General features: G+C 62.0%; 24 protein-coding genes and 1 pseudogene. 12 read left to right on the plus strand and 13 right to left on the minus strand.

The window, feature by feature from the left end:
• Positions 1–23: 23 nt before the first annotated feature.
• From E8Q41_RS14480 to E8Q41_RS14495, 4 genes are all read right to left on the minus strand, one after another.
• Positions 24–1,652 (minus strand): GMC family oxidoreductase N-terminal domain-containing protein, encoded by a 1,629-nt coding sequence (locus tag E8Q41_RS14480; protein ID WP_137156254.1) that lies wholly within the window; start codon positions 1,650–1,652, stop codon positions 24–26.
• 8 nt (positions 1,653–1,660) lie between these two features.
• Entirely contained in the window at positions 1,661–3,082 is a 1,422-nt protein-coding gene (gene aldA / locus E8Q41_RS14485) for an aldehyde dehydrogenase (RefSeq protein WP_137156255.1), read from the minus strand.
• Positions 3,083–3,209: 127 nt separating this feature from the next.
• Positions 3,210–4,103, minus strand: a complete 894-nt coding sequence (locus tag E8Q41_RS14490; protein WP_137156256.1) for a LysR substrate-binding domain-containing protein — start codon at positions 4,101–4,103, stop codon at positions 3,210–3,212.
• A 60-nt stretch (positions 4,104–4,163) separates the two neighbouring features.
• Positions 4,164–4,973 carry a GGDEF domain-containing protein gene (locus E8Q41_RS14495; protein ID WP_170976486.1) on the minus strand — a complete coding sequence of 270 codons (810 nt, stop codon included), beginning with the start codon at positions 4,971–4,973 and terminating at the stop codon, positions 4,164–4,166.
• 345 nt (positions 4,974–5,318) lie between these two features.
• Here E8Q41_RS14495 and E8Q41_RS14500 point away from each other — a divergent pair, with 345 nt between their 5' ends.
• Together E8Q41_RS14500 and E8Q41_RS14505 are read left to right on the plus strand one after the other, a co-directional pair.
• Positions 5,319–6,926, plus strand: coding sequence for a fumarate hydratase (locus tag E8Q41_RS14500; RefSeq protein ID WP_137156258.1), 1,608 nt, complete (start codon positions 5,319–5,321; stop codon positions 6,924–6,926).
• A gap of 235 nt (positions 6,927–7,161) precedes the next feature.
• The gene (locus E8Q41_RS14505; RefSeq protein ID WP_137156259.1) at positions 7,162–8,226 is read left to right on the plus strand and encodes a GGDEF domain-containing protein; all 1,065 of its coding nucleotides are present in this window, start codon (positions 7,162–7,164) and stop codon (positions 8,224–8,226) included.
• Positions 8,227–8,235: 9 nt separating this feature from the next.
• Here E8Q41_RS14505 and E8Q41_RS14510 read toward each other — a convergent pair whose 3' ends face one another.
• The 6 genes from E8Q41_RS14510 to E8Q41_RS14535 form a co-directional block, all read right to left on the minus strand.
• Positions 8,236–10,113, minus strand: coding sequence for a calcium-binding protein (locus E8Q41_RS14510; RefSeq protein ID WP_137156260.1), 1,878 nt, complete (start codon positions 10,111–10,113; stop codon positions 8,236–8,238).
• A 153-nt stretch (positions 10,114–10,266) separates the two neighbouring features.
• Complete coding sequence (locus tag E8Q41_RS14515; RefSeq protein WP_137156261.1) at positions 10,267–10,893, minus strand: nucleoside 2-deoxyribosyltransferase; 627 nt, start codon at positions 10,891–10,893, stop codon at positions 10,267–10,269.
• A gap of 11 nt (positions 10,894–10,904) precedes the next feature.
• On the minus strand, positions 10,905–11,690 hold the full coding sequence (locus E8Q41_RS14520) for a M15 family metallopeptidase (RefSeq protein WP_137156262.1): 786 nt from the start codon (positions 11,688–11,690) through the stop codon (positions 10,905–10,907).
• A complete protein-coding gene (locus tag E8Q41_RS14525; protein ID WP_170976487.1) occupies positions 11,680–12,069 on the minus strand; it encodes a hypothetical protein in 390 nt (129 codons plus the stop codon). The genes E8Q41_RS14520 and E8Q41_RS14525 overlap by 11 nt, the downstream gene beginning before the upstream one ends.
• Positions 12,070–12,182: 113 nt before the next feature.
• Positions 12,183–12,791 (minus strand): pyridoxamine 5'-phosphate oxidase family protein, encoded by a 609-nt coding sequence (locus tag E8Q41_RS14530; RefSeq protein ID WP_137156263.1) that lies wholly within the window; start codon positions 12,789–12,791, stop codon positions 12,183–12,185.
• A 61-nt stretch (positions 12,792–12,852) separates the two neighbouring features.
• Positions 12,853–13,746 (minus strand): alpha/beta fold hydrolase, encoded by an 894-nt coding sequence (locus E8Q41_RS14535; RefSeq protein ID WP_170976488.1) that lies wholly within the window; start codon positions 13,744–13,746, stop codon positions 12,853–12,855.
• A gap of 42 nt (positions 13,747–13,788) precedes the next feature.
• Here E8Q41_RS14535 and E8Q41_RS14540 point away from each other — a divergent pair, with 42 nt between their 5' ends.
• Positions 13,789–14,268, plus strand: coding sequence for a MarR family transcriptional regulator (locus E8Q41_RS14540; RefSeq protein ID WP_137156265.1), 480 nt, complete (start codon positions 13,789–13,791; stop codon positions 14,266–14,268).
• 162 nt (positions 14,269–14,430) lie between these two features.
• Here the strand turns inward: E8Q41_RS14540 and E8Q41_RS26130 are convergent, their stop codons facing one another.
• The gene (locus tag E8Q41_RS26130) at positions 14,431–15,444 is read right to left on the minus strand and encodes a calcium-binding protein (protein WP_137156266.1); all 1,014 of its coding nucleotides are present in this window, start codon (positions 15,442–15,444) and stop codon (positions 14,431–14,433) included.
• Positions 15,445–15,544: 100 nt separating this feature from the next.
• Positions 15,545–15,904 (minus strand): DUF971 domain-containing protein, encoded by a 360-nt coding sequence (locus E8Q41_RS14550; protein WP_137156267.1) that lies wholly within the window; start codon positions 15,902–15,904, stop codon positions 15,545–15,547.
• 140 nt (positions 15,905–16,044) lie between these two features.
• Between E8Q41_RS14550 and moaA the strand changes: the two genes are divergently transcribed.
• From moaA to E8Q41_RS14580, 6 genes and pseudogenes are all read left to right on the plus strand, one after another.
• On the plus strand, positions 16,045–17,082 hold the full coding sequence (gene moaA / locus E8Q41_RS14555; protein WP_137156268.1) for a GTP 3',8-cyclase MoaA: 1,038 nt from the start codon (positions 16,045–16,047) through the stop codon (positions 17,080–17,082).
• A 275-nt stretch (positions 17,083–17,357) separates the two neighbouring features.
• On the plus strand, positions 17,358–18,776 hold the full coding sequence (locus E8Q41_RS14560; protein WP_137156269.1) for a diguanylate cyclase: 1,419 nt from the start codon (positions 17,358–17,360) through the stop codon (positions 18,774–18,776).
• Positions 18,777–19,004: 228 nt separating this feature from the next.
• Positions 19,005–19,907 carry a DMT family transporter gene (locus tag E8Q41_RS14565; protein WP_246660193.1) on the plus strand — a complete coding sequence of 301 codons (903 nt, stop codon included), beginning with the start codon at positions 19,005–19,007 and terminating at the stop codon, positions 19,905–19,907.
• A 7-nt stretch (positions 19,908–19,914) separates the two neighbouring features.
• Positions 19,915–20,553, plus strand: coding sequence for a molybdenum cofactor guanylyltransferase MobA (gene mobA / locus E8Q41_RS14570; protein WP_137156271.1), 639 nt, complete (start codon positions 19,915–19,917; stop codon positions 20,551–20,553).
• Positions 20,553–21,065: pseudogene (gene mobB, locus E8Q41_RS14575) on the plus strand (molybdopterin-guanine dinucleotide biosynthesis protein B); the annotation flags it as partial. The gene mobA and the pseudogene mobB, both read left to right, overlap by 1 nt.
• Before the next feature lie 120 nt (positions 21,066–21,185).
• Complete coding sequence (locus E8Q41_RS14580) at positions 21,186–21,521, plus strand: acyl-CoA thioesterase (RefSeq protein WP_281405307.1); 336 nt, start codon at positions 21,186–21,188, stop codon at positions 21,519–21,521.
• On the opposite strand, the gene E8Q41_RS14585 is transcribed toward E8Q41_RS14580, so the two are convergent.
• On the minus strand, positions 21,522–22,346 hold the full coding sequence (locus tag E8Q41_RS14585) for an RDD family protein (RefSeq protein WP_137156272.1): 825 nt from the start codon (positions 22,344–22,346) through the stop codon (positions 21,522–21,524).
• Positions 22,347–22,514: 168 nt separating this feature from the next.
• Between E8Q41_RS14585 and E8Q41_RS14590 the strand changes: the two genes are divergently transcribed.
• The 3 genes from E8Q41_RS14590 to E8Q41_RS14600 all read left to right on the plus strand — a co-directional run bounded on the left by E8Q41_RS14590 (position 22,515) and on the right by E8Q41_RS14600 (position 25,668).
• Positions 22,515–22,868: a DMT family protein gene (locus tag E8Q41_RS14590; protein ID WP_137156273.1), complete on the plus strand. Its 354-nt coding sequence runs from the start codon at positions 22,515–22,517 to the stop codon at positions 22,866–22,868.
• A 74-nt stretch (positions 22,869–22,942) separates the two neighbouring features.
• On the plus strand, positions 22,943–24,475 hold the full coding sequence (locus E8Q41_RS14595) for a DUF1800 domain-containing protein (RefSeq protein WP_137156274.1): 1,533 nt from the start codon (positions 22,943–22,945) through the stop codon (positions 24,473–24,475).
• A 17-nt stretch (positions 24,476–24,492) separates the two neighbouring features.
• Complete coding sequence (locus E8Q41_RS14600; protein WP_137156275.1) at positions 24,493–25,668, plus strand: DUF1501 domain-containing protein; 1,176 nt, start codon at positions 24,493–24,495, stop codon at positions 25,666–25,668.
• Positions 25,669–26,101 lie beyond the last annotated feature (433 nt).

Genomic DNA, 26,101 nt, shown 5'->3' on the forward strand with positions numbered 1-26,101 from the left:
AGCGCAACGCCAAAAACATCTGCTCACGCCGCCGCCTCCATCCGCGCATCCTCGAGCGCCATCTGTGCACCCTTCTCGGCCACCATCATCGTCGGCGCATTGATGTTGCCGGCGGTGACGTTGGGGAAGATCGAGGCGTCGATGACCCGAAGGCCTGGCACGCCATGCACGCGGAGACGGGCGTCGACCACCGACGTTTCCGCGTCCGGTCCCATCATGCAGGTTCCGCAGAGATGGTAGATCGAGCCGGAATTGGCGCGGAAATAGTCGAGTAGGGCCTCGTCGCTCTCCGCCTGTGGGCCGGGTGAAATCTCGGCCTCGGTCAAGGAGGCAATCGTCGGGGCCGAGGCGATGCGGCGCACCAGGCGGCTGCCCTGGATCACCTCGTCGAGATCGCGCTCCGTGGTCAGGTAATGCGGCATGATCTTCGGGCTAGCGTGGCTGTCCGGCGAGGAAATCATGATCTCGCCGCGGCTGGTCGGACGGCAGGAATTGAAGGCGATGAGATAGCCGGAATAGGGCTCGGGCGTGAGACCCGATTTCGGCGTGTTGGGAATGCGATAGGAGAGCGGGTTGAAGTAGAGCTGAATGTTCGGCCGGGTTTCCTCGGGCCGTCCGCGAAAGAAGCCGCCAGCCTGATTGACGCTCATCGAGAACGGCCCCGTTCCCGTCAGCACATAGCGCAAGCCCATCAGCATGCGATGATGGAATTTCGAGAATGTGTCGTTCAGCGTCGGGATCTTCGCCTTGTAGTAAAAGCTGGCGCAGAGATGGTCCTGCAGGTTCCGCCCCACCGCCGGCAGATGCTTGCGCACTGCGACGCCGGCTTTCTTCAGAACGTCGCCGTCGCCAAGTCCGGAGCGCTGGAGAATGGCCGGGCTGCCGACGGCGCCGGCGGCGACGATGACCTCGCGCCGCGCCGAGAATGTCAGCTTTTCCCCATTACGGGTGGCTTCGACGCCGATGGCGCGACCGCTGGCGTCGAAGGCAAGTCGCTCGACATGCACGAAGCGTTCGACGGTGAGATTGGGCCGCGACAGGATCGGCTTCAGATATTCGGCGCTCGAATGCGAGCGACGTCCGTTGCGTGTGTTGATGTCATAGACGCCGCCGCCTTCTATGGTTTCGCCGTTGAAATCGCGATTGACCGGCAATTGCAACTCGCCGCAGGCATTGAGGAAGGCATTGGTGATCGGATGCGTCATGCCCCGCATCGGCGTGACATGAATGGGACCCTTGTCGCCATGCCAGTCGCTCGCGCCGTCGGCATGGGTTTCCAGCTTTTTGAACAGCGGCAATACATCCTGATAGGACCAGCCGGGATTGCCGGCGGCGGCCCAGTCGTCGAAGTCGGAGGCTGCGCCGCGCACATAGACCATGGCGTTGATCGAACCGGAGCCGCCCTGAACCTTGCCGCGCGGCACATAGACCCGGCGACCGCCGAGCTCGGCCTCAGGCTCGGAATAGTACATCCAGTTGACCTTCGGATTGTAGTAGCTCATCGCGTAGCCGATGGGGATCTTGAACCAGAAAGAATTGTCCTTGCCACCCGCCTCGATCAGCAGCACGCGATAGCGACCGTCTTCGGTCAGCCGGTTGGCGAGGATGCAGCCAGCCGAGCCGGCGCCGACGATCACATAGTCATAGGTCATGGCGACGCTCAGTGCTTGAGGATGACGAGGCGGGTCTGGGTGAATTCCAGCATCCCGTGCTTGCCGTCGTCACCACCGAGGCCGGACCGCTTCCAGCCGGCGTGATAGCCCTGATAGGGTTCGCCCGGGAAGCGATTGACATAAAGCTCACCCGCCTCGACCACGTCGGACGCGCGCATGATGTTGCGATAATTCTCGGTCATCAGCACCGATGCGAGGCCGTACTGGTGGTCGCTCATCAGCCGGAGCGCTTCCTCGAAGGATGAGTAGGCTATCACCGGCAAAACCGGCCCGAAGATCTCTTCGCGCACCACTTCCATCTCATGGCGGCAGTTCACCAGCAGCGTCGGCGGGTAGAAGAAGCCCTCGCCGTCTGGAAGATAGCCGCCCGCCGCCACCGTCGCGCCTTCCTGCGTAGCGCGTTCGACCATAGCGTGGACGCGGTTGCGCCCCGCCGCCGTCTGCAGCGGGCCGACCTTGGCCGGATCGACGGACCGGTCGCCGAATTCCCGCGCCTTGAAGGCTGCCGTCAGTTTTTCCACCAGCGCGTCATGCACGCTTTCATGCACATAGACCCGTTCCGCCGAGGTGCAGACCTGGCCGCAGTGATAGCTTTTCGCGCCGATCAGCAGGGACGCGACCTGGTCGAGATCGGCGTCGGGCTCGACCACCACCGGCGTCTTGCCGCCGAGCTCCAGCGAGGGCTTGGCGATATTGACCTTACAATAGTCGAGCACCGCCTGCCCGGCAGTGACACTGCCGGTCAGAGTGATCATGCCCACCTGCCGCTGGGTGCACATCACCCGGGCGACGTCGTGATCCATGGTGAGCACATTGAGGAGCCCGGACGGCAGACCCGCCTCCTCGGCGCAGGCGGCCAGCGCGAAGGCCGAGGTGGGCGTCGAATTCGAGGGTCGTACCACCACGGCATTGCCGGCGATCAGCGCCGGCGCCACTTTGCGCACGAAGGTGTAGACCGGGAAATTGAAGGGGATCAGGCAGGCGGCGACGCCGATCGGCACGCGCTTCAACAGAAGCGTCTCGTTGCGGCTGTCGCTTTCGATCACCTCGCCGTCGATGCGACGCGCCCATTCCGCGTGATAGCGCATGAGATCGACGCCATAGCCGGTTTCGGCGCGCGCGTCGGCGAAGCTCTTGCCGCTCTCGGCGGCGAGCGCCGCGGCGATCCGGTCTGCATTGCTCTCAATGGCGTCGGCAAAGCGGCGCAGGATGTCGCCGCGCTCGATGGCGGGACGCGCGCCCCAATCCCTCTGCGCGTCGGCGGCAAGTTCGACGGCGGTCACGGCGTCCTGTTCGGAGGCGGCCGGCACCCGTGCGAACACCTGCCCTGTCGCGGGATTGACGACGTCGATCATGCGGTCGGATTGCGAGGACGCAAAACGTCCCCCGAGGAAGATCTGGTGGTCCATGGCCTTGAATCCCAATGCAAGAAACACGCCCGAAGCGGCTGTTATCCCTCAGGAAAATCCGGGACTGAACAAAGCGCAAGCGAGGAGTTGTCGGGCAAAGCATTCCAAAAAGGAATGCTTGTCCGGCTCAGGCGGAAAACTCGCGCTCCAGCCATGCGCGGAAAGCCGCGACCTTGTCGCTTTCGCTCCGCTCACGCCGGGTCACCAGCCAATAGGATTGATGGCCCGGAACCTCGACATCCATGATCGTGGTCAGGAGCCCCTGACCGATCAGCGGCGCGATCATGGCGCGATCGGCCACCGTCACGCCCATGCCGTTGACGGCCGCTTCGATAGCGAGATCCAGCAGGTCGAATTCAAGGCCGCCGCGGGTGTCGACGTCGGTGAGCCCCGCCGCATCCAGCCAGTGCCGCCAGGTGAGATAGCGCTGGTTGGACGAGGCAAGCACATGTAGAAAGGTGAAGCGGGAGAGATCCGCGCCCGAGACCGCGCCTGCGCCGTCCAGAAGCGACGGCGCGCAGACGGCGACATGCCGTTCCGTCATCAGATGGCTGACCTGCATCAGCGGCCATTCGCCGTCGCCAAAGCGGATGGCGCAATCGAGCAGGCTGCGCTCGCCGAGATTGTCCTGCAGATCTGTGCTGATGCTGATGTCGACGCCGGGAAGCGCGTCCCTGAGCGATGGCAGACGCGGCATCAGCCAGCGACGTACGAAGGTGGGCGGCGCATTGAGCCGCAGCCGCGCGCCGCTGCTCTTTTCCATGATCGAGCGGACGGTCAGTTCAACATTGTGCAGGGAATCCTGCAGCGTCGCGTAGAGCTCGGCGCCTGATTCCGTCAGTTCGAGATCGTGATGCCGGCGAATGAGCAGCGCCTCACCCAACTGCTCTTCGAGATTGCGCACCTGCCGGCTGACCGCGGACTGGGTCAGGTTCAGCCTTTCGGCCGCGCGTGTGAAACTCCGCGTCTGGCCCACGACCTCGAAGATCTTCATGGCGGTCAGGGCGGGCAATCGGCGCATACGGGTCTCCGGAACTGGCGAGGCGCGACGCTATCGCCTCGCCGGCCCCAAGTGAAGCCCTCAGGTCCGCCGCCTCAGGATGTGATCGAGAGAAATCGGTTCGGCGACGCGCACCATGTTGCGCCCTGCCCGCTTCGCCTCGTAAAGCGCGAGGTCCGCCTCGGCGATCATGTCTTCGAGACCGCTGACGCCGCCATGGCTCACCGAAAGGCCGAAGCTAGCAGTAACCCGACCCCGCTGCAGGGGCGAGATGACGGTGTGTTCGAGGCTGCGGCGCAGGCGTTCCGCCACACCCTTCGCGTCCTTGAGAGAGGTTCGCGGAAGAAGCACGAGGAACTCCTCGCCACCCATACGCGCCGCCACATCGTAGGGCCTGAGATTATCGCGCAAGACCTGACCGATCGCGACCAGAACGTGATCGCCGATTTCCTGGCCGAAATCCTCATTGACGGAGCGGAAGTTGTCCAGATCCATCAGAACCACGCTCAGCGTTTCCCGACCTCGCTGGGCGCGGGCGAGTTCTTCCGCTCCCCGGTCAAGCATTGCGCGACGATTGACGAGACCGGTCAGGAGATCGGTCGTGGCCTGCGCCTTCAATTTCTTGAGGGTGATGTCGAGTTCGCCAACCAGCCGCGACACCGAATCCGACACAAGGCCGATTTCATCGTCGCGGGCGTTTTCAAAGCGTGGAAGATAGCCCTCAAGGCGAAACAGTCTGAGGCCTTCCGCCAGCTCTCCGAGGGGACGCAGATGCCACCATACCGCAAGCATGCAGACAATCGAGCCGAGGACCGTCGCCAGGGTCGGCCAGAGCAAAATATTGAGCGGCGGCAGGGTTCCCGCCTGCAGCAGGATAACCGCCAGCGGCATGTGAACGCCGAGGAGGCACACAAATGATATTTTTTGGACAACGGATGTCCTTATCCCGCGTGATACGGGTCTGCGGTTCGGAATCATTCCGAGCTCCCTCTGTTTTCAGGGCTCGATCAAACTAGTTGAAAGGCATGAACACGCCCTTAATCGGACATATACAATTTGAACTGTGCGGGAGGCTTGCGTCACTTGGGAACAGAGGTGGCGGCATTCGGGATCATGTTTGTTTCTATTTTACAATCGATTAAGCAGAAAAGCCTCGTTGACCGCGCATTGAATTTCGTGCGGCGAGTCTTTACACAGACCGCATTTGCAGCGCTTTTGGCATCGAAAGGCAAGCTTATGGCCGCAGATCTCTTCCCCCTCGGTGAGGACAAGACAGACTATCGCAAGCTCTCATCCGACCACGTTTCGACGGATATGTTCAAGGGCCAGGAGATCCTGACGGTCGCCGAGGAAGGTCTGCGTCTTCTCGCGGAAGCCGCCTTCGCCGACATCAACCATCTCCTGCGCGCCGATCACCTGAAGCAGCTGGCGTCGATTCTCGACGATCCGGAAGCCACCGGCAACGATCGTTTCGTCGCCTATGATCTGCTCAAGAACGCCAATATCGCCGCCGGCGGCGTGCTGCCGATGTGCCAGGACACCGGCACGGCGATCATCATGGGCAAGAAGGGCCGTCGCGTCTGGACAGAAGGCGGCGATTACGAGGCGCTGGCGCATGGCGTCATGGACGCTTACCTCAAGAAGAACCTGCGCTATTCCCAGCTCGCGCCGATCTCCATGTTCGAGGAAAAGAACACCAAGAACAACCTTCCGGCCCAGATCGACATCTATGAGGAAGGCGAGGACGGCTATGAATTCCTGTTCGTCGCCAAGGGCGGCGGCTCGGCCAACAAGACCTATCTCTATCAGGGCACACCCTCGCTGCTGACCCATGACCGCATGGTCTCGTTCCTCAAGGACAAGATCCTGTCGCTCGGCACGGCGGCCTGTCCCCCCTACCATCTCGCCATCGTCATCGGCGGGACGTCGGCGGAGATGAACCTGAAGACGGTGAAGCTCGCCTCCACCCATTATCTCGACGAACTGCCGACCGAAGGCTCGGAAAGCGGCCACGCCTTCCGTGATCTCGAGATGGAGAAGGAAATCCACAAGCTGACCCAGTCGCTGGGCGTCGGCGCGCAGTTCGGCGGCAAGTATTTCTGTCATGACGTGCGCGTCATCCGGCTGCCGCGCCATGGCGCATCGCTGCCGATCGGGCTCGGCGTCAGCTGTTCCGCCGACCGCCAGGCCAAGGGCAAGATCACCAAGGACGGGATCTTCCTGGAAGCGCTGGAGACCGATCCGTCGAAATACATGCCCGATATCGACGAGAGCCATCTGTCCGACGGCGTGGTCAAGATCGATCTGAACTGTCCGATGCCAGAGATCCTGGCCGAACTCAGCAAACATCCGATCAAGACGCGCCTGTCGCTGACCGGCCCGATCATCGTGGCGCGCGATCTCGCCCACGCCAAGATCCGCGCCCGGCTCGAAGCCGGCGAAGGCATGCCGGATTACTTCAAGAACCATCCGATCTACTATGCCGGCCCGGCCAAGACGCCGGAAGGCTATGCCTCCGGCTCCTTCGGCCCCACCACCGCAGGCCGCATGGATTCCTATGTCGACCAGTTTCAGTCCTTCGGCGGCTCGATGGTGATGCTAGCCAAGGGCAACCGGTCGCGCCAGGTGCGCGACGCCTGCGCCAAGCATCACGGCTTCTATCTCGGGTCGATCGGCGGTCCCGCAGCGCGTCTCGCCAAGGATTGCATCAAGAAGGTCGAGGTCGTCGAATATCCGGAACTCGGCATGGAAGCGATCTGGAAGATCGAAGTCGAGGACTTCCCCGCTTTCATCGTCATCGACGACAAGGGCAACGACTTCTTCAAGGAACTCAATCTGGAATAATTCGCGCCAGAATAGAACAACGGCTCCGTTCCGCGAGACTTTCGGCATCCGGTCATTCTTCAGCCGGACGCCGTTTCTTGTCCCATTCTGGATACGGACTTTCGGTGAAATCCCTGCACCCTCAGCGGCGATTTCAGCAGGGAGCCGTTGCGGCGACCGCATGTATTTAAGATCGTTAACACTTTCAAAATACTTCAAGAATATAAGTTCTAGCAAATAGAATGAGGAGTTCTCCATGACAGGTTCGCAGGGCAAGGTGCAGGTGCCGGATGTCGCCGCACAGGTCACCTATGCGATGCGTCAAATGGGCGTCTCTCCGATTCCGCGCAATTACGAACTGTTCTATGAAGCCTATATCGGCTCGAACCCGAAACTGACCAAGGATCTCGCCGCGCTCGGCAATCGCGCCACGCAGGAAGAACTCGACGCCATCGGCGCACAGTATTTCGGTCGCCATCAGGGCAACGCCGTCGATCACGCCCACACCAAGATCGTCCGCGAGCTCGAGGGTCTGGTGACCATGCTTCGCCAGGAACAGTCTTCGCTCGAAAGCTACAACAAGCTGCTCGGCGAGACCTATCAGCGCATCAATTCCAAGAGCGCCGCCAGCACCGAACTCCTCACCAACGCCATCTCGCTGCTCACCGAAGCCACCGACACGACCATGAGCCATGGCCAGGAAACCATGGTCGGCATGGCCAACAAGTCGCGCGAGATGGAAGACATCCGCCGCGAACTCGACGAATACAAGCGCATCGCCAACACGGATTCTCTGACGCGTCTCTACAACCGCCGCGCCTTCGACGAGAAGCTGGCCGCGATCTTCGACAGCCAGTTCGGCCGCGCCACCACCTCGCTGGTGATCGGCGACATCGACCATTTCAAGAACATCAACGACACATTCGGCCATCCGGTCGGCGACAAGATCCTGGCGACGGTCGCCAATGTCATCCGCTCGAATGTGCGCAAGGACGTCTTCGTCGCCCGCACCGGCGGCGAGGAATTCGCCGTCATTCTGGAAAGCGCGAGCCAGGAGGAAGCGAGCGCCGTTTCCGAACGCATTCGCCGCGCGCTCGAATCGACGCCATTCAAGAATTCCAAGACCGGCGTCAATTACGGCCCCGTCACCCTGTCGCTCGGCCTCTGCCTGGCCGCCGAAGCCGAAAGCCCGCAGGAACTCTACCAGAAGGCCGACGTGGCGCTTTATTGCGCCAAGAGCAATGGCCGCAACAAGGTCATGGTGTTCGAGGACGGGATGAAGAAGGAACTGTCGAAGAGCTGGCTGCTCTACAAGAAATGACGGTTCATTCTACAGCAGGAAGTCCTCCGCCTTCAGGCTGACGGCGTCGTCGAGCCGGATCATCACATCGGTCTTTCCGTCACCATTGGTGTCTCCATCAATCGTCGTGCCGGAATCGGATTTCACGAACCGCAATTCGCCCGCGACCTTGTGGTAGGCCTCGGAGCCGATGAAGACGAAAGCCTGATTGTCGGATTTGTTCGTATTGGCGTCGATCGCCTGGAGATTGAACTTGTCGCCGGCGCTGCGGGAGAAGTCGGTGATCAGATCCGACGTGCTGGTCGAGTTCCCGGAATGACCGCCTCGAAACAGGAACGAGTCGGCGCCCGAGCCGCCGGTCAAAGTGTCCGCGCCGCTCGCGCCTTCGAGGATATCCGCCCCTACCCCGCCGTTTATGGCGTTGGCTCCCGAATTGCCGATCAGCGAGTTTGCGAGCCCGTTGCCGGTGGCGCTCCGATTGGAGCTGCCTGAGAGCGTAAGATTCTCGACCGCCGCAAGCGCCGCGAGCGAATAGCTGGCGGAGGAGATGACCGTATCGGTTCCCTGCCGGGTGAATTCCTGCACTTGGTCCGAAGATGTGTTGACGTAGTAGGTGTCGTTGCCCGTCCCGCCGATCATCACATCCGCGCCGCCCTTGCCGTCGAGCGTATCATTTCCGGAATAACCCACCAGATATTCCGCCCAGGATGTGCCGGTCAACGCATCAGCGCCCGCCGATCCCCTGACATCAATGGCGAAATGACGCTGGTAGATGCCGTAATCATCGCCATCCTGACCATAGGACGTCCAGGCGACAACCCAGCTGCCATCGTCGAGCACGGTGATCGTGGTGTCGTTCTGTTCCCGCGCTTCGTAAACGTTGATCTGCGTTTCGCCGCCGAGCTTGGCGCCGTTCGCATCGTAACGCTGCAGATAAACGCCGGACGCGTCGTCGTCCTGGCCAAAAGACGTCCAGGTCACCACCCAGCCGCCATCGGCAAGCGCCGCAATATCGGCATATTCCTGATTGTCATCAACGGTGGTGTTCACCATTGTTTCGCCGCCTTCGGTCGAACCGTCCGCGGAAAAGCGCTGGAGATAGATGTCGCGCGTGAAAGACGTTGCATTGTTCGACCAGACGACGACCCAGCCGCCGTCGGCCAGCCCCGCTGCCGCCGACAAGTCCTTGTCGCCGGTATGGGTGCTGGGTACGAATGTCTCTTTGCCGACGGCGGCCCCAAGCGCGTCATAGCGCTGCTGATAGACGCCAAATCTGCCGCCGTCCTGTCCCACGGAGGTCCATGTCGTCACCCATCCGCCGTCGGCGAGCGCGGCAACGGCGGGGTACATCTGGTGGCTTGCCGTGTATGTGTTGACGAGGGTCTCGGTCGTAACGGCCGCTCCGGACGCATCATAGCGCTTCTGATAGACGCCAGACTGGTCGCCGTCCTGTGCTTCTGACACCCAGGTCGTGAGCCAGCCGCCATCGGCGAGAGGCGTGACGACGGCTTCGAACTGATGCCATTTCGTATATGTGGGAATTTTCGTCTCGGCGCCGACCGCAACGCCGTCGGCAGAATAGAGCTGCTGATAGGCGCCGTACACGCTGCCATCCTGGCCGTCGGAGGCCCAGGACACCACCCAGCCGCCATCGGCGAGCCCGGTGACGGAAGACTGGAACTGGGCGTCGGCGGTATAGGTGTTGACGAGGGTTTCGCTTCCCACCGCCGATCCGTCCGCAGCATAGCGCTGCATATAGATTCCAGTATTGCTGCCGTCCTGCCCGTAGGATGTCCAGGTGACGATCCAGCCGCCATCGGCGAGCGAGGCGATGGAGGCCTCGCTCTGCGCCCTCGACACAGTGGTGTTGACGCGCGTCTCCGCGCCGGCGGTCGCATAGGACGCCATGCTCTCTCTCCTGAAAATGTCTTCGCCAAATCATTGCAGCGACGCGACGGGGCGTCGGCTCATCGAAACGCAACACCCAGAGAGCTAGATCGATTTTCAGGAGAGTAGGAGGTGAGAAATTTGGCTCACCTCGCAGGCGTATTTGTCAGGGCGTCAGTCGTCGTTGCTGGCGTCCAGGTCTTCAGGCCGCATGCCTTCGTCCACCGTCTTGGCGCTGTGCGCCTTGGCGAGCGCCTTCAGGCAATCCTCGAAGCCGGTGAGATCGGTGTAAAGCGCATCGGGCGCGGCTTTGTGGACGGCGATGTGGCCGCCGCGGCGGATGACGCCGCCATGCATCATCAGATTGTCGATCATGTCGAAATCCTCGAGCGACAATCCGTCCGGCCCACGCTTGTGGCCGTCTTCGCCGACGCTGATCGCGCCATTGTAATAGGCTTTCGTCCGCTCGAAATGGTTTTCGACGACATTGGTGTAGGCGGTGACGAGCTTGCCCTGGGCGCTCATATAGCCGAGCTCGAAACAGGTGCCGACATCGGCGGCGATACCGCGGAACGGCGTGAGATTGGCGATGATCGCGTCGGCTGCGTCCATCATCTCCTCGTCGACCCGGCTGATCGCCAGACCGAATTCATAAAGCGTCGGCTGCGGGGGAATGTCGAGATCGCCGGGGCAGATCGCCGTGAAGCCGTATTGCGCGCAGAGCGCGGTCTTTTTCGCCATCACCTCGCGGGCGTTGGGCAGGAAAACTTCCGGACCGGCGGTATAGATCTTCAGCGACATGTCTCACTCCTTCACTTGCAGGCGGCTGCTCCAGAAGCGCGACCGATGGCGATCAGTTCCGGGCGATATTCGAAATGCATCGTGTCGTAGTGATACCAGCGCCCGCCCCAGATGAAACCGTGGCGCTCGAAAATTTCGACGATCTCCATGGGATATTTGTTCTTGTAGACGGGCACGCGGCCGGGCTTGCCGCCGGACCAGACCCAGTAATCTGCGAATTTGGTGTTGAGATCGATCGCCGCGCCGAAGCTGTGGACCGAGAGATTGGGCTGACCAGAGACCTTGCGCCAGTTGAACACGCCTGCCGACGGCGCGAGATAGGGGCGCAAATCCGACCGCGCCGCGAGTTCGTCCCGTACTTTGGCGAGCGCCTTGTCGACGCCGTTGACCGATGTGACGCGCAGCGTCTCGCCGAACCAGTCGACAGGGGTGAGCCGCGCCCGCACCACCTTGGCGCTGTCGCCATACATCGCTTTCATCAGCGGTTCCGACCGAATACGGCCGGGGTCGGAGTTCACCGCCGGCTTGGGATCGCAAGGACCGGCTTCATAGAGCTGCTGCAGACTGTCCTCGACGTCGCCTTCGGCGAGCATCGCGAAATGGTCGCGGACGACGCCATCGTCGATCTCCACGGCGTCGCCATTTTTCAGCGCCAGGACATTACCTTTCCAGCCGGCAATTGTCTCGGGATAGGCTGCGACCAGACGATCGAGCTTTTCCGAGAAGGTCAGCGCCGACGCGGGCGCGGCGGCGAACAGGGCCGCCGCGCAGAAAGCCAAGCCTGATTTATTCGACATTGATCTTCAGATAGACGCCGTCGTCGCCTTCCATGACCTTCACATTGATCATGACGTCGCCATTGAGCAGCAACCGGCGCGCCTCGCGGGTGATGGTTCCGGACCGGACCATGCGTTCAGCGGCGGCGCGATTGTCGACGGAGGAAAAATAGCTGTCGCTCTCGTCGCCGGGCTGGCGAATGCGGTATTTGTGAAAGTTGGCGCGGTCCTGACGAATGATCTGCCAGGGCTCGCGCAGGCGCTCGCCGTTGGAATTGTAGAGATCGTCCTCGCCGATATAGGCGTTGTATTCGTCGAGCACATCGTCGGCGCGGGCCGAGACGGTCAGCGACGACAGCGCAGCAAGCGCGACGGTCGACAGAATCATCAGTTTCTTCATGGTGCTCTCCCTCAAATGCGAAGCGACTATAAGGCCGCCATGATCTGGCGTCGCTTGTCTGGACGGCTGACGTCCCGACTTTATTTGGGGCGATCATCGAATATCTGAGAAGATCACCACATAGTCTTGGCGGCGCGGCCCGGCCAGTCGCGATCATAGGCCTCGCCGTCGAAGCCCTGCTTGATGGTCTGCATCATCTGCCCCACTGTCGGAAGGCTCTTGGGATCGTGGTGCTTTTCCGAATTCCAGAGATCGGCGCGGATCACGGCGCGGGCGCATTGGGTGTAGACTTCCTCGATCGTGATCACGATGACCGAGCGCGGATGCCTGCCGTCCATGGTGAAACGCGTCGTCATCGCCTCGTCGATCACCATCCGGGCCGTTCCATTCAGCCGCATCGTGGTGTTGGAGCCGGGGATCAGGAACATCAGGCCGACGCGCGGGTCGCGGACGATATTGGACAGTGAATCGACCCGGTTGTTGCCGCGCCAGTCCGGCATCAGCACGGTGCGCTCGTCTTCGACGAACACCACCTGGCCGGCATCGCCGCGCGGCGAACAATCCAGTCCTTCGGGACCCACGGTCGCCAGCGCCACGAAGGGCGAGGCTTCGATCATCAGACGATATTCGGGCGTCAGGCGGTTGACCACTTTGATGATGGACGCTTCCGCGGGCTCCCCGTAAAGCGCGTTCAACTCCTCGACCGACTGCACCGTCTTCATCACCGTCTCCTGTTTCTACAGGACCAGATCATAGTCCGACTTGATGACAGATCGGCGAGATTTATGACGCTTCGGCGACAAAAGATTTGATGTGTTCAATCGCTTCGGGTGAACTGACGATGCGGCGATGGCCCCAGCCGTTCAACCATTCGAGCCGCACATGCGGCCCAGCCGTGGCATATTTGCGCGCCGCCGCCGCCGGCACTTCCTTGTCGTCCTCGGCATGCAGCACCAGAACTGGCAGCTCGGGATGGGCGGCCAGCATGGCTTCGGCGGAAAAGACCTCGATGGGTCGTCCCGTCAGTCGTCCCGCGGCAGCGTCGAGGCCGCGGCGCACGCGAGCCGAAAAACCGAGCGCATCGGAGAAACCCGCAAACACATCCTTTGCCGCAACCGGCGAGCCGACGGTGACAAGACGCTGTGGGCTGCGGCGACGGATCAGGTCTTCCGGTCCGGCTGCAACCATCGCCGAACAATAGCCGCCGAAGGAATGGCCGACCATCGCGTGAAATTCGCCGAATCGATCCCAGGCAGCGTTGATCGCCTCCATCGCCATGAGCACATTGAGCACGCGCCCGCTGGAGCGGCCATGTCCCGGCAGATCGAGGCCGACAGCCTCGAACCCCGCCTCGCGCAATCCGGTGATCAAGGCCTGAAGATAATCGATACGCGAGCCCCAGCCATGGGCGACCAGCACGCGCCTGCCATTGGCCGGACCGATCGGCGGGAAGACATGCGCAGCGACCCGGGCGCGGCTTGTATCAAGCATTTCCAACCGCGACTCTGCCATGCGCGGCTGCGCGCTCGCAAACAGCGCCCTCTCCTTTTCGGTCGCAGGATCGGGCTTCGATGTCCGGCAGAACAACCAGAACGCCAAATCGCCCCCCAAACGGGGAGAAACGACGCCAGCGAGATTGATCAGTTGCCCCAAGGCCTTGACGCTATATGATGACATGTCGCACCTTGAATGTTCAGTCATGAACTATAAAGTACAACAATGAACAAAAAGCAAGCCCCACCTTGGGACCATCCGCGCTTCCGCACCTGGATCGCCGTGGCGCGCGCCTGCCAGTTGATGCAATTGACGTTGGCCCGCAACATAGCCCATCTCGATATCAAGCCGCCGCATCTCGACATCATGCTCAATCTCTACCGGCGCGAGGGCATCTCCCAACAGGAACTGGCGCGCAAACTGCTGGTCGGCCGCTCCAACATGTCGATGCTGCTTCCGCAACTGGAAAAGCGCGGCCTGATCGAGCGGCGCGGCGACCGCCAGGACAAGCGGGTGCTGAGACTGTTCCTGACCGACGACGGAAAGGCCATCACCGAGCAGGCGATGGAAATCCAGACCGGCCTCATCGACCTCGTCATGGCCGGCGCGTCGGAGGAGCGATGCAACGACGTTGCCGATCACATGGAAAGCATCGTCGCCACACTCCTGGCCCAAGACGTGAAGGATGGGACTGAAGACCGCTAGCCGAGACGAGGTGAAGACCGCGCCACAGTCCAGGCGGCGGCACCCCCTATGACTGTCGTGATGGCGCCAACTGTCATCATCACGTCAGGAGGGCCGAGGCCAGCCAAACACGTCGTCTGCGCCTCGACCATGATTTCGATCATGGTCGAGGCATGCAGATCATCAGAGAATGTGGAAATCCGAAAGCGTCACATCACTGGACTTCACGTCGAGCAGCGTGATCCTGCCGCCATCGAATTCGATGAGCGTGTTGTCGCCCTTGGCTGTTATGAAGATGCCTTTCTTGGATTCCACGCCGAGATAGTCCTGTTTCTGTCCTCCGCCCACGGCGTCGAAATCCGTGACGATATCTGCGCCGTCGCCATCGAAAAATGCGAATGTGTCGGACCCCGCGCCGCCCGTCAGACGGTCATTGCCGACGTGCCCCTCGAGATAATTGTTGTTCTTGTCGCCGGTGATCCTATCGGCATATTCCGATCCGTAGATCTCCTCGAAACTGTCGAACACGCTTGTCCCGGCGCCATCGAACTGCTGGAAACTGACGCTCCCCTTGGCGAGCGAAACGGTGACGCCTTTCGCAGCATAGTAGAAGTCGAGCATGTCGCTGCCGCTTCCGCCGTGAAACGTGTCCTTCCCAGGCGCCATCACGACAATATCGTTGCCGGAGTCGCCATAAATCGTATCGGAGCCCGCATATCCATTGACCACGTCGTTACCGCCTCCGGCATGGATCGTATCGTCGCCTTCCTGGCTGAATATCTCTTCGTTTCGGTTCGTGCCCGTCACGCGGTCAGCGTACTCGGAGCCCCAGAGCCCCTCGACGCTGGTGAAGCGGACCTTTGCCTTGGCGCCGTCCGTCACAAAACTGGCCACTCCGCTGCCGAGATCGACGGTGACGCCTTTATCGGCGAAGTAGAAATCAAGATAGTCTACGCCCAGACCGCCATTGGCGGTGTCCGTACCGGCGCTGAGCACGAATGTATCCTCGCCGTTTCCACCAACCATAAGATCGTTTCCGATGCCGCCGAGCAACACGTCGTCGCCGTCGCCGCCATAAAGCTTGTCGTTGCCCTTCAGACCCCAAAGCGTATCGTCTCCGCCCAGTCCCTGGATCACGTCGTCTTTATTGGTGCCCTGAAGCGTGTTGTCGCCGATATCACCCTTTTTCGTCGCCATGCCGAGGCCCTCTCCCGATCTTGAAACAGGAAGATACTAGCCCGATCGGTAACGATTTGGAAACCATGACGAGATGGTTCGGCAAGCAAAGATTCTTGTCTTAGCGATCTCTGCTCAAGCCCTTTTCGGCGAGCTCAGCCTCATAGGAGGCAAACAACTGCTCGCCAGTCTCGCCGAGCTCGCGCAGATACCGCCAAGTAAAAATGCCGCTGTCATGCATGTCGTCGAAGCCGATGCGGACGGCGTAATTGCCCTGCGGCGAGACGGAGAGGATCATGACATTGCGCTTGCCGGGCACAGTCACTTTCTGGCCCGGGCCATGGCCCTGCACTTCCGCCGACGGCGAAAGAACGCGCAGCATCTCGGCCGGTAAGGTGAAACGGGCTCCGTCGTCATAGACGACGGTCAGCGTCTTGCGATCGGGGGAAATACGGATTTCGGTTGGCCAGTATTCGGTCATGCGTCACCTCTGGGCCGTTCAATAAGACAAGCCATGTCGCAGGGGCAAGACATTTCGCCTTTAAATCGGTTATGCTGAGCCTATATGAAACTTGACCCGAAGACCGAAATTCCGAAGATGGGGTTCGGAGGAGCAAGCGCATGAACATCATTTCCGGTCCGATCGCGCGCGATGCGGCGCAGGCGCCGATGATCGATCCTTTCGGTCGCATGGTCAGTTATCTCCGCGTCTCGGTCACCGACCGCTGCGATTTTCGCTGCACCTATTGCATGGCGGAAAAGATGGTGTTCCTGCCCAAGAAGGACCTTCTGACGCTCGAAGAGCTGGAGCGGCTCTGTTCCGCCTTCATCGACAAGGGCGTGAAAAAGCTGCGGCTGACCGGCGGCGAGCCGCTTGTCCGCCACAACATCATGCATCTGATCCGGGCGCTCGGCCGCAAGGTGCGTGAAGGCAGCCTCGAAGAACTGACGCTGACAACGAACGGCTCGCAACTGTCTCGCTTCGCGGGCGAGTTGGCCGACAACGGCGTACGACGCATCAATGTTTCCATCGACACGCTCGACCCCGAAAAATTCCGCCAGATCACCCGCACCGGCGATCTCGCCAAGGTTCTGGAAGGCGTGGACGCCGCCCAGAAGGCCGGCCTGAAGATCAAGATCAACGCCGTCGCGCTCAAGGATTTCAACGACCGTGAATTGCCGGAGATCATGCGCTGGGCGCATGGTCGCGGCATGGACATGACCGTGATCGAAACCATGCCGATGGGCGAGATCGAGGAAGACCGCACCGACCGCTATCTTCCCCTTTCGGCGCTGCGCGCCGATCTCGAAAGCCGGTTCACGCTGAAGGACATCCCCTTCCGCACCGGCGGCCCGGCCCGTTATGTCACGGTCGAGGAGACGGGCGGACGGCTCGGCTTCATCACGCCGATGACGCATAATTTCTGCGAGAGCTGCAACCGCGTGCGCCTTACCTGCACCGGCACGCTCTATATGTGCCTCGGTCAGGAGGATGCCGCCGATCTTCGCGCCGTGCTCCGGTCGAGCGACGACGACGCGGTTCTTTCGGCGGCGATCGACGAGGCCATCCGCCGCAAGCCCCGCGGCCACGATTTCATCATCGACAGGACGCATAACCGCCCCGCCGTGTCGCGCCATATGAGCGTCACCGGCGGCTGACTTGCGCCGGCTATTTCTCCCCAAATCTGTCGCCTCACCTCCCGTGGCGGGCGAACCTGCGAGGTCGGACGATGGCGCAACGATCAGGCTGCCATCGCCGGCGCTGGACGATAATGGTCTCTGCTTCAACTGCGCCAGAGCAGCCAGGCGCGCTTGCCCCTGAGTAAGGCTGACACATCACCGGATTTTTCGCCTGACGTTGCGTTAACCCTATAATTTAGCAAAAATTTGAACCATCGCGGGTAGGACTACTTTCAACTAACGAGGGGATTGCGATGAAGGATCTCACGGCGGATGCCGGTAGTCTGTTCATACGCCGTTTGATTCTGCCGCTTTGCACTTTGGTCGCAGGGCTGATCGTGCTGGCTTTCGCCGGTCTTTTGTGGATCGCGGATTACCAGACGCAGGTCGCGGTGAAGCACCAATCCCGCCTGGCCCGGCATGCTCTCGAGGTGCAGGCGGAACGGCTCGGGCCGAGCGCTTCCGACTATGGCTATTGGGACGATGCGGTCGCCAACATCGTCGACAAGCCCGATCTCGCCTGGATGCGCGCCCAGATCGGCGCAGGCCCCGAACAAACGCTGGGTCTCGATTTCTCCTTCGTCATCGATCCCAACGGCAAGACGATCTACTCTTATGTCAAGGGTAGCAAATACAACAGCGATCGCGTCATCGAACTGCCGCATGCTTTCCGCCTGGCCTATCGCGCCTGGCTCAAGAATCCATCAAAGACATTCGCCGCCGTCGTCCCCTATCAGAGCCTGGCCGTGACCATCGCAGTGGCGCCCGTCATCTCCGTCACCGACGCGAACCGTCCTCCGACGGGCTACGCCATCGTCTTCGTCGACCGTTTCGACGACACGGCGCTCCGGCGGCTGGAGCAGAATTTCGACCTCGCCGATCTCCGTCTCTCCAACCTCGCCGAGGAAGCGCCGCATCCGGACTCCGCCGTGGAAATCCGGGGCTACGCCAGCGACGGCAAGAAAACGTTCCTGATTTGGGATCCCTCGCGCCCCGGCGAACAGATGCTGCGCATCGTCATGCCGTTCTTCACGCTGCTGGTTCTGGCGCTCGGGGTTCTCGGTCTGTTGCTCGCCCGCTTCATCCGCAATTCGAGCCGGCTCATCTCCGACCGCGAACAGCGCGCCGGCTCAGACAGTCTCACCGGCCTCGCAAACCGCGCACGGTTGAACACGGAACTCGAAGAAGCGGTCAGCCGCGTCTCGCGCGGCTTCAGCGGCGTCACTGTGATGTATATCGATCTCGACGGCTTCAAGCAGGTCAACGACCGTTATGGTCATGCCGGCGGCGACGAGCTGCTGCAGGAAGTGGCGCGGCGACTGAAAGATTGCCTGCGCTCAAACGACCTCGTGGCGCGTCTCGGCGGCGACGAGTTCGTGGTGCTGATGACCGGATGGATCGAACGCAGCTACATCCAGGCCATCGCAACCCGCATCCTGCTGTCCGTCGGCAAGCCCATCGCCCTGTCCTCGGGACAGGAGGCATATATCGGCTGTTCGATCGGCATCGCCGATTCCTGGGAGCCGGGGGTCACGGGGAGCGCCCTGTTGAAGGCGGCCGACGCCGCGCTCTACGAAGCCAAGGCGGCGGGAAAGAACACGCTGAGATTCCATTTCGACCCTGCGCAGCACCAGGAAGCGCGCCGCGAAGAACACATCGCCGTGGCTGTCTGACGCATCGCCGTCTTCGGCGCTGGTCCGGGCGCTCTATTCCGTCTAAAGCATGTCGCCCGAAAGCGATCACCGGTTTCGGGCGACATGCTTACAAACAATGAGTTAAAGCGCATGGAGCGAATCTGAAAGATCGCGGCGCGCTTTAGAGGACGACCACGCGCAGCGCGACGCGCGCCGCCGCAGGCATGAGGGAGTGCGCTTCGTCATGTCAGGTCTCCCCAGGGAGGAATGTTGTCTGACAATCACAATTTTCGCGGCGCGTCCCTGATGGCGCTGGCCATGGCCGGCTTCGCGCTGAACGACGCAATGGTCCGAGTTGTCGCGGCTGATATGAATGCCGGGCAGATCATGCTGCTGAGGGGGGCCTTGACCACCCTGATCATCGCCTTGTTCGCCTGGCGGACCAAACCGTCCGTTTCCCTTTCGATGTTGCGCGATCGCGCGCTCTTGCTGCGGACTCTCTGCGAAGCGCTCGCGGCGATGACCTATGTCCATGCCCTGAGCCTGCTGCCGCTGTCCAACGCCGCCTCGATCCTGCAGGCGCTTCCGCTTGTCGTGACGATGGGCGCAGCGGTTTTCCTGGGCGAAAAGGTCGGCTGGCGACGGTGGCTGGCGATCGGGACGGGATTTGCCGGCGTGCTGGTCATCATCCGGCCGGGCGGCGACGGTTTCAGCGCCGCCTCGCTCCTCGTGGTCGCCAGCGTGTTTCTCGCAGCGGCGCGGGATCTTGCCACCAAACGCATCAAGGCCGGCGCTCCGACGCTTCTGGTGTCGGGCGCCGCTTCCATCGCCGTCACCCTGAGCGGCGCCCTGCTCGTCGCGCCGCTGGGTGGGTGGCGCACGCCCGCATCTCTAGACCTCGCAGCCTTGTGCTTTGGCGCCTTGATGTTGTTCACCGCCTATCAGACGCTGATCATGGCGATGCGCACCGGCGACATCTCCTTCATCGCGCCCTTCCGCTACACGAGCCTGTTATGGTCGATCCTGCTCGGCGTCGTCTTCCTCGGCGAGCGCCTGGATATGTGGATCATCTCGGGCGCAGGGATTGTCGTCGTCGCCGGCGTCTATATGTTCTACCGGGAAAACAAGCTGCAGCGGCAGACCGCGTCCGCGAGCAAAACCATATCGTGAGCATGCCATGCCCAAACCCAAGCCGCGCCCTGGCGTCATACTGAGCGGCGGCCGATCGTCCCGCATGGGGCGCCCCAAGGCGTTGCTGCCGTTTGGCGCTGGCCGCCTGATCGACCATATCGCGGCCCGTCTCGCGCCGCAGGTCGACAGCCTTGCCGTGAATTCGAACGATCCCGACCTCCGCGTCGACGGCGCACCGGCATTTCCGGATATTGCACCGGGTTTTCAGGGCCCTCTTGCCGGCCTGCAGGCTGCGCTCCGTCATACGAGCCGCGCGCATCCAGAGGCAACCCATCTGGCTGTGGTGACGGTCGACACGCCTTTTTTCCCGACCGACCTGTTCGACAGTTTGCGCGCTGCGCTGGAGAGCGACGGCGATGTGGCGCTCGCCGCTTCGCATGGACGCATGCATCCCGTCACGGGTCTCTGGCCCGTCTCAGTTCTAGAGGCGCTCGACGCTTGGCTCGCGGCACCGCCGACGCTCAAGGTCCGCGCCTTTCTCGACGACAAGCCAATCCGGGTGGTCGAATTCGACGCGGCGATTACCGCAGCCGGAGTCATCGACCCCTTCTTCAACATCAACACGCCCGACGATCTCGCAGAGGCGCTCAGGCATCTCGGCGCGGCGGCCGGAGGCGTCGAATGATGGATCGGCAGACGAAGATCTTTGGCGTCACCGGCTGGAAAAATTCCGGCAAGACGGGTCTCGTGGTGCGGTTGGTGCGCGAGCTGACGGCGCGCGGTTACGCGGTCTCGACCATCAAGCACGCCCATCACGATTGCGACGTCGACCGCCCCGGCGCCGATTCCCACCAGCATCGCGAGGCAGGGGCACAGGAAGTGGCGCTGGTCTCGGGCGCGCGCGTGGCGGTGATGCAGGAACTGCGCGGCGCGCCGGAGCCGAGCCTCGACGACATCCTCTCCCGGCTCTCGCCCTGCGACATCGTGCTGGTCGAAGGTTACAAACGCGAAGCGATTCCCAAGATCGAGACCAGGCGCCGGGAGGCGCGAAGCACGTCGCCTCTTGCCCCTCTCGATCCGCTGATCCTGGCGGTGGCCGCCGATTTTCCCGCCGATACGGACGGTCTCCCCTGTTTCGAGCTCGACGACGCCGAGAGCCTTGCCGATTTCATTCTCAAGAATCTCGGGCTCTCCAACACCGGCCCGCGACGACAACATCAGCTCCGCACTCTGAACCAGAAGGAACGAGACACCGCCATGACCGACCGCCCGGCCCGCCCAGAAATCTCCGGCGAACTAACCCTGCGCACGCTGGCAATGCCCGGCGACGCCAATGCCGCCGGCGATATTTTCGGCGGCTGGGTCATGGCGCAGATGGACCTGGCCTGCGGCATTCGCGCCGCCGAACGCGCCCATGGCCGCGTGGTGACCGCAGCGGTCAAGGAAATGGCCTTCGAACTGCCGGTGAAGATCGGGGATACGCTGTGCATCTACACCGACATTGTCCGGGTCGGCCGCACATCGATCACCTTGAATGTGGAGGCCTGGGCGCAGCGCTATCTGTCGCCGCGGATGGAAAAGGTCACCGGCGCCACTTTCGTGATGGTGGCGCTCGATCAGGACGGCAAGCCGACCGTCGTGCCGGAGGACTGATCAGGCCCGGGCGCGGCCAAAAACGACCAGTTTCGTGCCGGCCAACCAGTCATGAAACGTCTTGCCGCGCCAGACGATGAACGGCCCGAAAAACCAGACGAAACCGAAAAGCCAGAATGCGGCGCCAGCGACCATCATCGTGATGCTTGGCATCGTCCATTCCGCCACGACGCCGGGAACTTCGGGCGGCGAGAGGACGGCGCCGCCCCACACCGCCGCCTGCCAGGCGAATACTCCAAGCGCTGGCAACAGTTTGAGACTCTCTCGCCTCAGCGCCCGCTTGTAGTCGAGCGCCCCGCCGTCATCGGTGATCACCCGCAATGAGGTGAGCCATTTTCCCGGACTGCGCTTGCCGCCGCTGATGAAGAAGGCGAGGATGAGGATGGCGACCGGAATGCTGAAGGACGGCGGCGCGACCGCCATATTTGCCTTTCCATCGGCATCCACGCCGACGGTGATTGTTCGGCTGGACGTGAAACGATGGGTCATCCCAGCATCGCCGCCTTCCGAACCGCTGCTGTTGGTCACCGTCAGATATGTCTGGTCCTGCAGGCCAAGAATGCTGACAACACAGAGCGTCGAGACGCGGCTCTCGCCCTCGATGAGTGGAAAGGCCGTCTCCACGCTCTTCAATGCCGGCAACTCCGCCGGCGCGGGCGCGCAGACGGCCTTCGTCCCGACCGAACTCGCGCCGAGATCGACGCCCGCGAGGATTGACATCGGCAGAAGCACGAGCCCCGCCAATACGGAGGCGAGGAGGCAGTCAAGAAGGAATGCCGCGCCGCGGCGCAGGAAATGGCGCTTGGGGAACTCGGCGTCGTCCATCTGTACTCCTTATTCGTCAGAGCCAGCAGAAGTCGCACGCGCTCTTTCGGAGGTCAACGCCGACATGCAACCAGATGCCCATCCGCGCGTTTTGCGGCCAGCCGTCTTGACCGCGCCGCGAATGAGGCTGATCACCACGGCGCTTCCGTTGTAGATGAGGGAATCGCCATGCCTGGCTTCTTCAATCCGTCCGCGCTGCTGCCGATCGGCATGCTGTTTCTGTCCAACATTTTCATGACTTTCGCCTGGTACGGCCACCTCAAGCACAAGACGACGTCGATCGTCATCGCCATCGTCGCCTCCTGGGGGATCGCTTTCTTCGAATATTGCCTCGCCGTGCCCGCCAACCGTATCGGCAGCGCTCATTATTCCACCGCCCAGCTCAAGACGATGCAGGAAGTGATAACCCTGGTGGTGTTTGTCGGCTTCTCGGTGTTCTGGCTCAAGGAAAGCGTCACCATCAACCAGATCATCGGCTTCGCGCTGATCGCGCTCGGCGCGTCCTTCATCTTCCGTTCATGACGATTCTGCTATCCGCAAATCCGTCAGATTTAGGAGCCAGGATGGCTTCAAACATTTAGTCGAGGAGCTGTCCCATGTCCTTGTCCCGCGCCACGATGAGCGCCATCCGCTTTGGTTACGGATTGCGACCGGGGGAGACGGGTCCGAAGGGACCCGAGGATCTGATGCGTCAGCTCGACGCCTCGCGCGACGAAGACCTGCGGTTCCCCGTCGGCGGCGTCGCGCAGCGACGCGCCGACATAGCCGCGCTCGATCGTGAATTCTCCAAACTCAACAAGATCCCCAAGGACGAGCGTCAGGTGGCGCGGGGCAAGATCATCGACGAGGCGCGCATCCTGTTCAACATCGACCTGCACGCCCGCATCGAACAGGCGGCGCTGTCGCCCAACGGCTTTGCAGAGCGGCTGGCGATGTTTTGGGTCAATCATTTTTCGGTCGCCGCCCAGAAGGCGAAGACCCGTTTCTATGTGGCTCTATACGAGGCCGAAGCGCTGCGGCCCAATATCGCAGGGCCGTTTCGCGATTTGCTGCGCGCCGCCATCATACATCCGGCGATGCTGACCTATCTGGATCAGATTCGCTCGATGGGGCCGAATTCCCCGCGCGCGAAAGAGAACGAAAAGAAGGGGCTGAACGAAAATCTCGGCCGTGAGCTGCTGGAACTGCATACACTCGGCGTCGATGGCGGCTATGATCAGGATGATGTCCGCAACGCGGCTCTGGTGCTGACCGGTCTCAACGTCAATGGCCAGGGCCAGGTCGTCTATCAGCGGCAACGGGCGGAACCGGGCCCGATAAAGGTTCTCGGAAAGTCCTATGGCGGACCGCGCCGCAAGCTCGAAGATGTCGAGGCGCTGCTCGACGATCTCGCGGCCGCCCCGCAGACCCGTCGCCATATCTGTCGCAAGCTGGTCATTCATTTTGTGTCCGACAAGCCGCCGGCGGAACTCGTCGAGGCGATGACGCGCGCCTGGGAAGACACGGACGGCGACCTGCGCTCCGTCTACAAGGCGATGCTCGATCATCCCGCTGCCTGGGCAAATCCGAATGAAAAGGCGCGCCAGCCTTTCGATTTCGTGGTGGCTGGCCTGCGCGCCACGCTGGCGGATGAACAAGATTTTGCCGTCCCGCAAGCCAAGGCGATGGACATGGACGAGCCCGAGATGGCCGCGCCTGAAAGCGCCGCGCCCGGCGCATCCGCCAAATCCATGGACGGCGACGACGAGATGATGATGGCGGATGACGAGAAGATGACTACCGCCGAACGCAAGAAGGCCGAACGAGCCAAACGCGCTCGCATTCCGCAAAATCCACTGACGGTTCGCACCCTGCGCAATCTCGGCCAACCAATCTGGCAACCGTCCAGTCCCGCGGGCTATCCGGAACAGTTCGACGCCTGGATCTCCGCCAGCCAGATCACCGGCCGCATTTCCTGGGCGCAACGGCTTGCTCGCCGGCGCGCCGGACAGACGGACCCCGTGAAGTTCCTCAAGGTCGTCTTGGCCGATGCCGCCCGCGACGACACGATCACCATCGTGTCTCAGGCTCCGAACCGCGCTGCGGGCGTGGCGCTGACGCTCGCGTCCCCCGAATTCAACCGTCGCTGACGAAAGGACTGAGGACCATGGAAAAGATTGCCCTGAGCCGTAGGACCTTTCTCGCCGGCGCATGCTGCGCCGCCGCCTCCCCCGCCTTCACGCCGCTGTCCTTCGCCGCAGCGCCCGGCGACAAGCGCATGGTGACCATCGTTTTGCGCGGCGCGCTCGACGGGCTGCATCTCGTGCAGCCTTACACCGATCCGCTCCTGGCGCGTTATCGCCCCGACCTCGCGCTCGATCCCTCGAAAGGACTGCTGGATCTGGACGGTCGCTTCGGCCTGCATCCGCTGGCCAAGGATCTGCTGCCCCTGTGGAAAAGCGGCGAACTCGGCTTCGTCCATGCCGTATCCACCCCCTATCGCGACACCCGCAGCCATTTCGACGGCCAGGACATTCTCGAATCCGGCGGCGACAGCCCCTCGGAAGAGGAAACGGGATGGCTGAACCGGGCGATCAGCAGCATCCGCAATGTCGACCTGCGCAAGGCCATCGACGTCAGCGCCTCCTCCGAACTGATCCTCACCGGCCCCAATCCGGTCGACACCTGGTCGACGCGGTCGGATCTCGACATGGGCGCCGACGAGGCGGCTTTCTTCAAACGGCTCTACGCCAACGATCCGGCCTTTTCGCAGGCTTTCGCCGAAGCGACCGGCGCAGACGCCCAGAGCGACTCGATCTTCTCCACCGGCGCCCGCGCCGACAACGCCGCCAGCGTCGCGCGACTGACCGCAGGCATGCTGAAAGACAAATACCGCATCGCCAATTTTTCGGTGGGCGGTTGGGATACGCATATCGCGCAGAACAATGTCTTCAAGAACCCGTTGAAAAATCTGGTGGCGGCGATCGTGACGCTCAAGACGGAAATGGGTCCCGACATCTGGTCGAAGACATCGGTGCTGGCGATGACCGAATTCGGCCGCACCGTCCGTCAGAACGGTTCGAAAGGCACCGATCATGGCACCGGCGGCGTCGCCATCCTCGCCGGCGGCGCGATCCGCGGCGGCAAGGTCTATGGCAAATGGCCGGGCCTGTCTGAAGACGCGCTGTTCGAGAACCGCGACCTGATGCCGACCATGGATGTGCGGGAAATCGCCGCCTCGCTGCTCAATGCGCAGTTCGACATTTCGGGCGGCGATCTGACCACCAAAGTATTCCCCGGTCTCGATTTCGCCAGCGCGCGTCCCGCTTATCTCCGGGGCTGAGCGGCATGCGCTGCTCGGTCGCCGCGTCCGCTCGTCTTTGGCGGGCTTCCCTTGCCCTCGGCGCCTGTCTTTGTGCGACCGGCGTTTCGGCAGAGGTCCTGCCGGACTGCGCGCTGAAGGGATCGGCTTCGGTGATGGTCGGTGGGCGTCCGGCTCTACGGCTGTCTGATGTCGCCAATTGTCCAGCCACACTCTTTGAGGTCATTCCTTCGGTCCGGATCGAGGGCCAACCCATGGTGCATGTGAAGCCCGTCGCCGACGGAGCAACCTCCTGCACGGCAGGCGGAGATCCGACGGTCAGCGTCGAAGATAAGCCGGCCGCACGCCTGGGTGATGTGAGCTGTCGGCAGGACTAGGCCGTATACTCATAAACGGGCTTCCGCTTTGGGATTGATGATGATTCAAGGCTGCCATTGATTTGGGAGCTTTTTTG

The organism is Rhizobium sp. FKL33, from assembly GCF_005222915.1.
Lineage (GTDB): Bacteria > Pseudomonadota > Alphaproteobacteria > Rhizobiales > Rhizobiaceae > Rhizobium_E.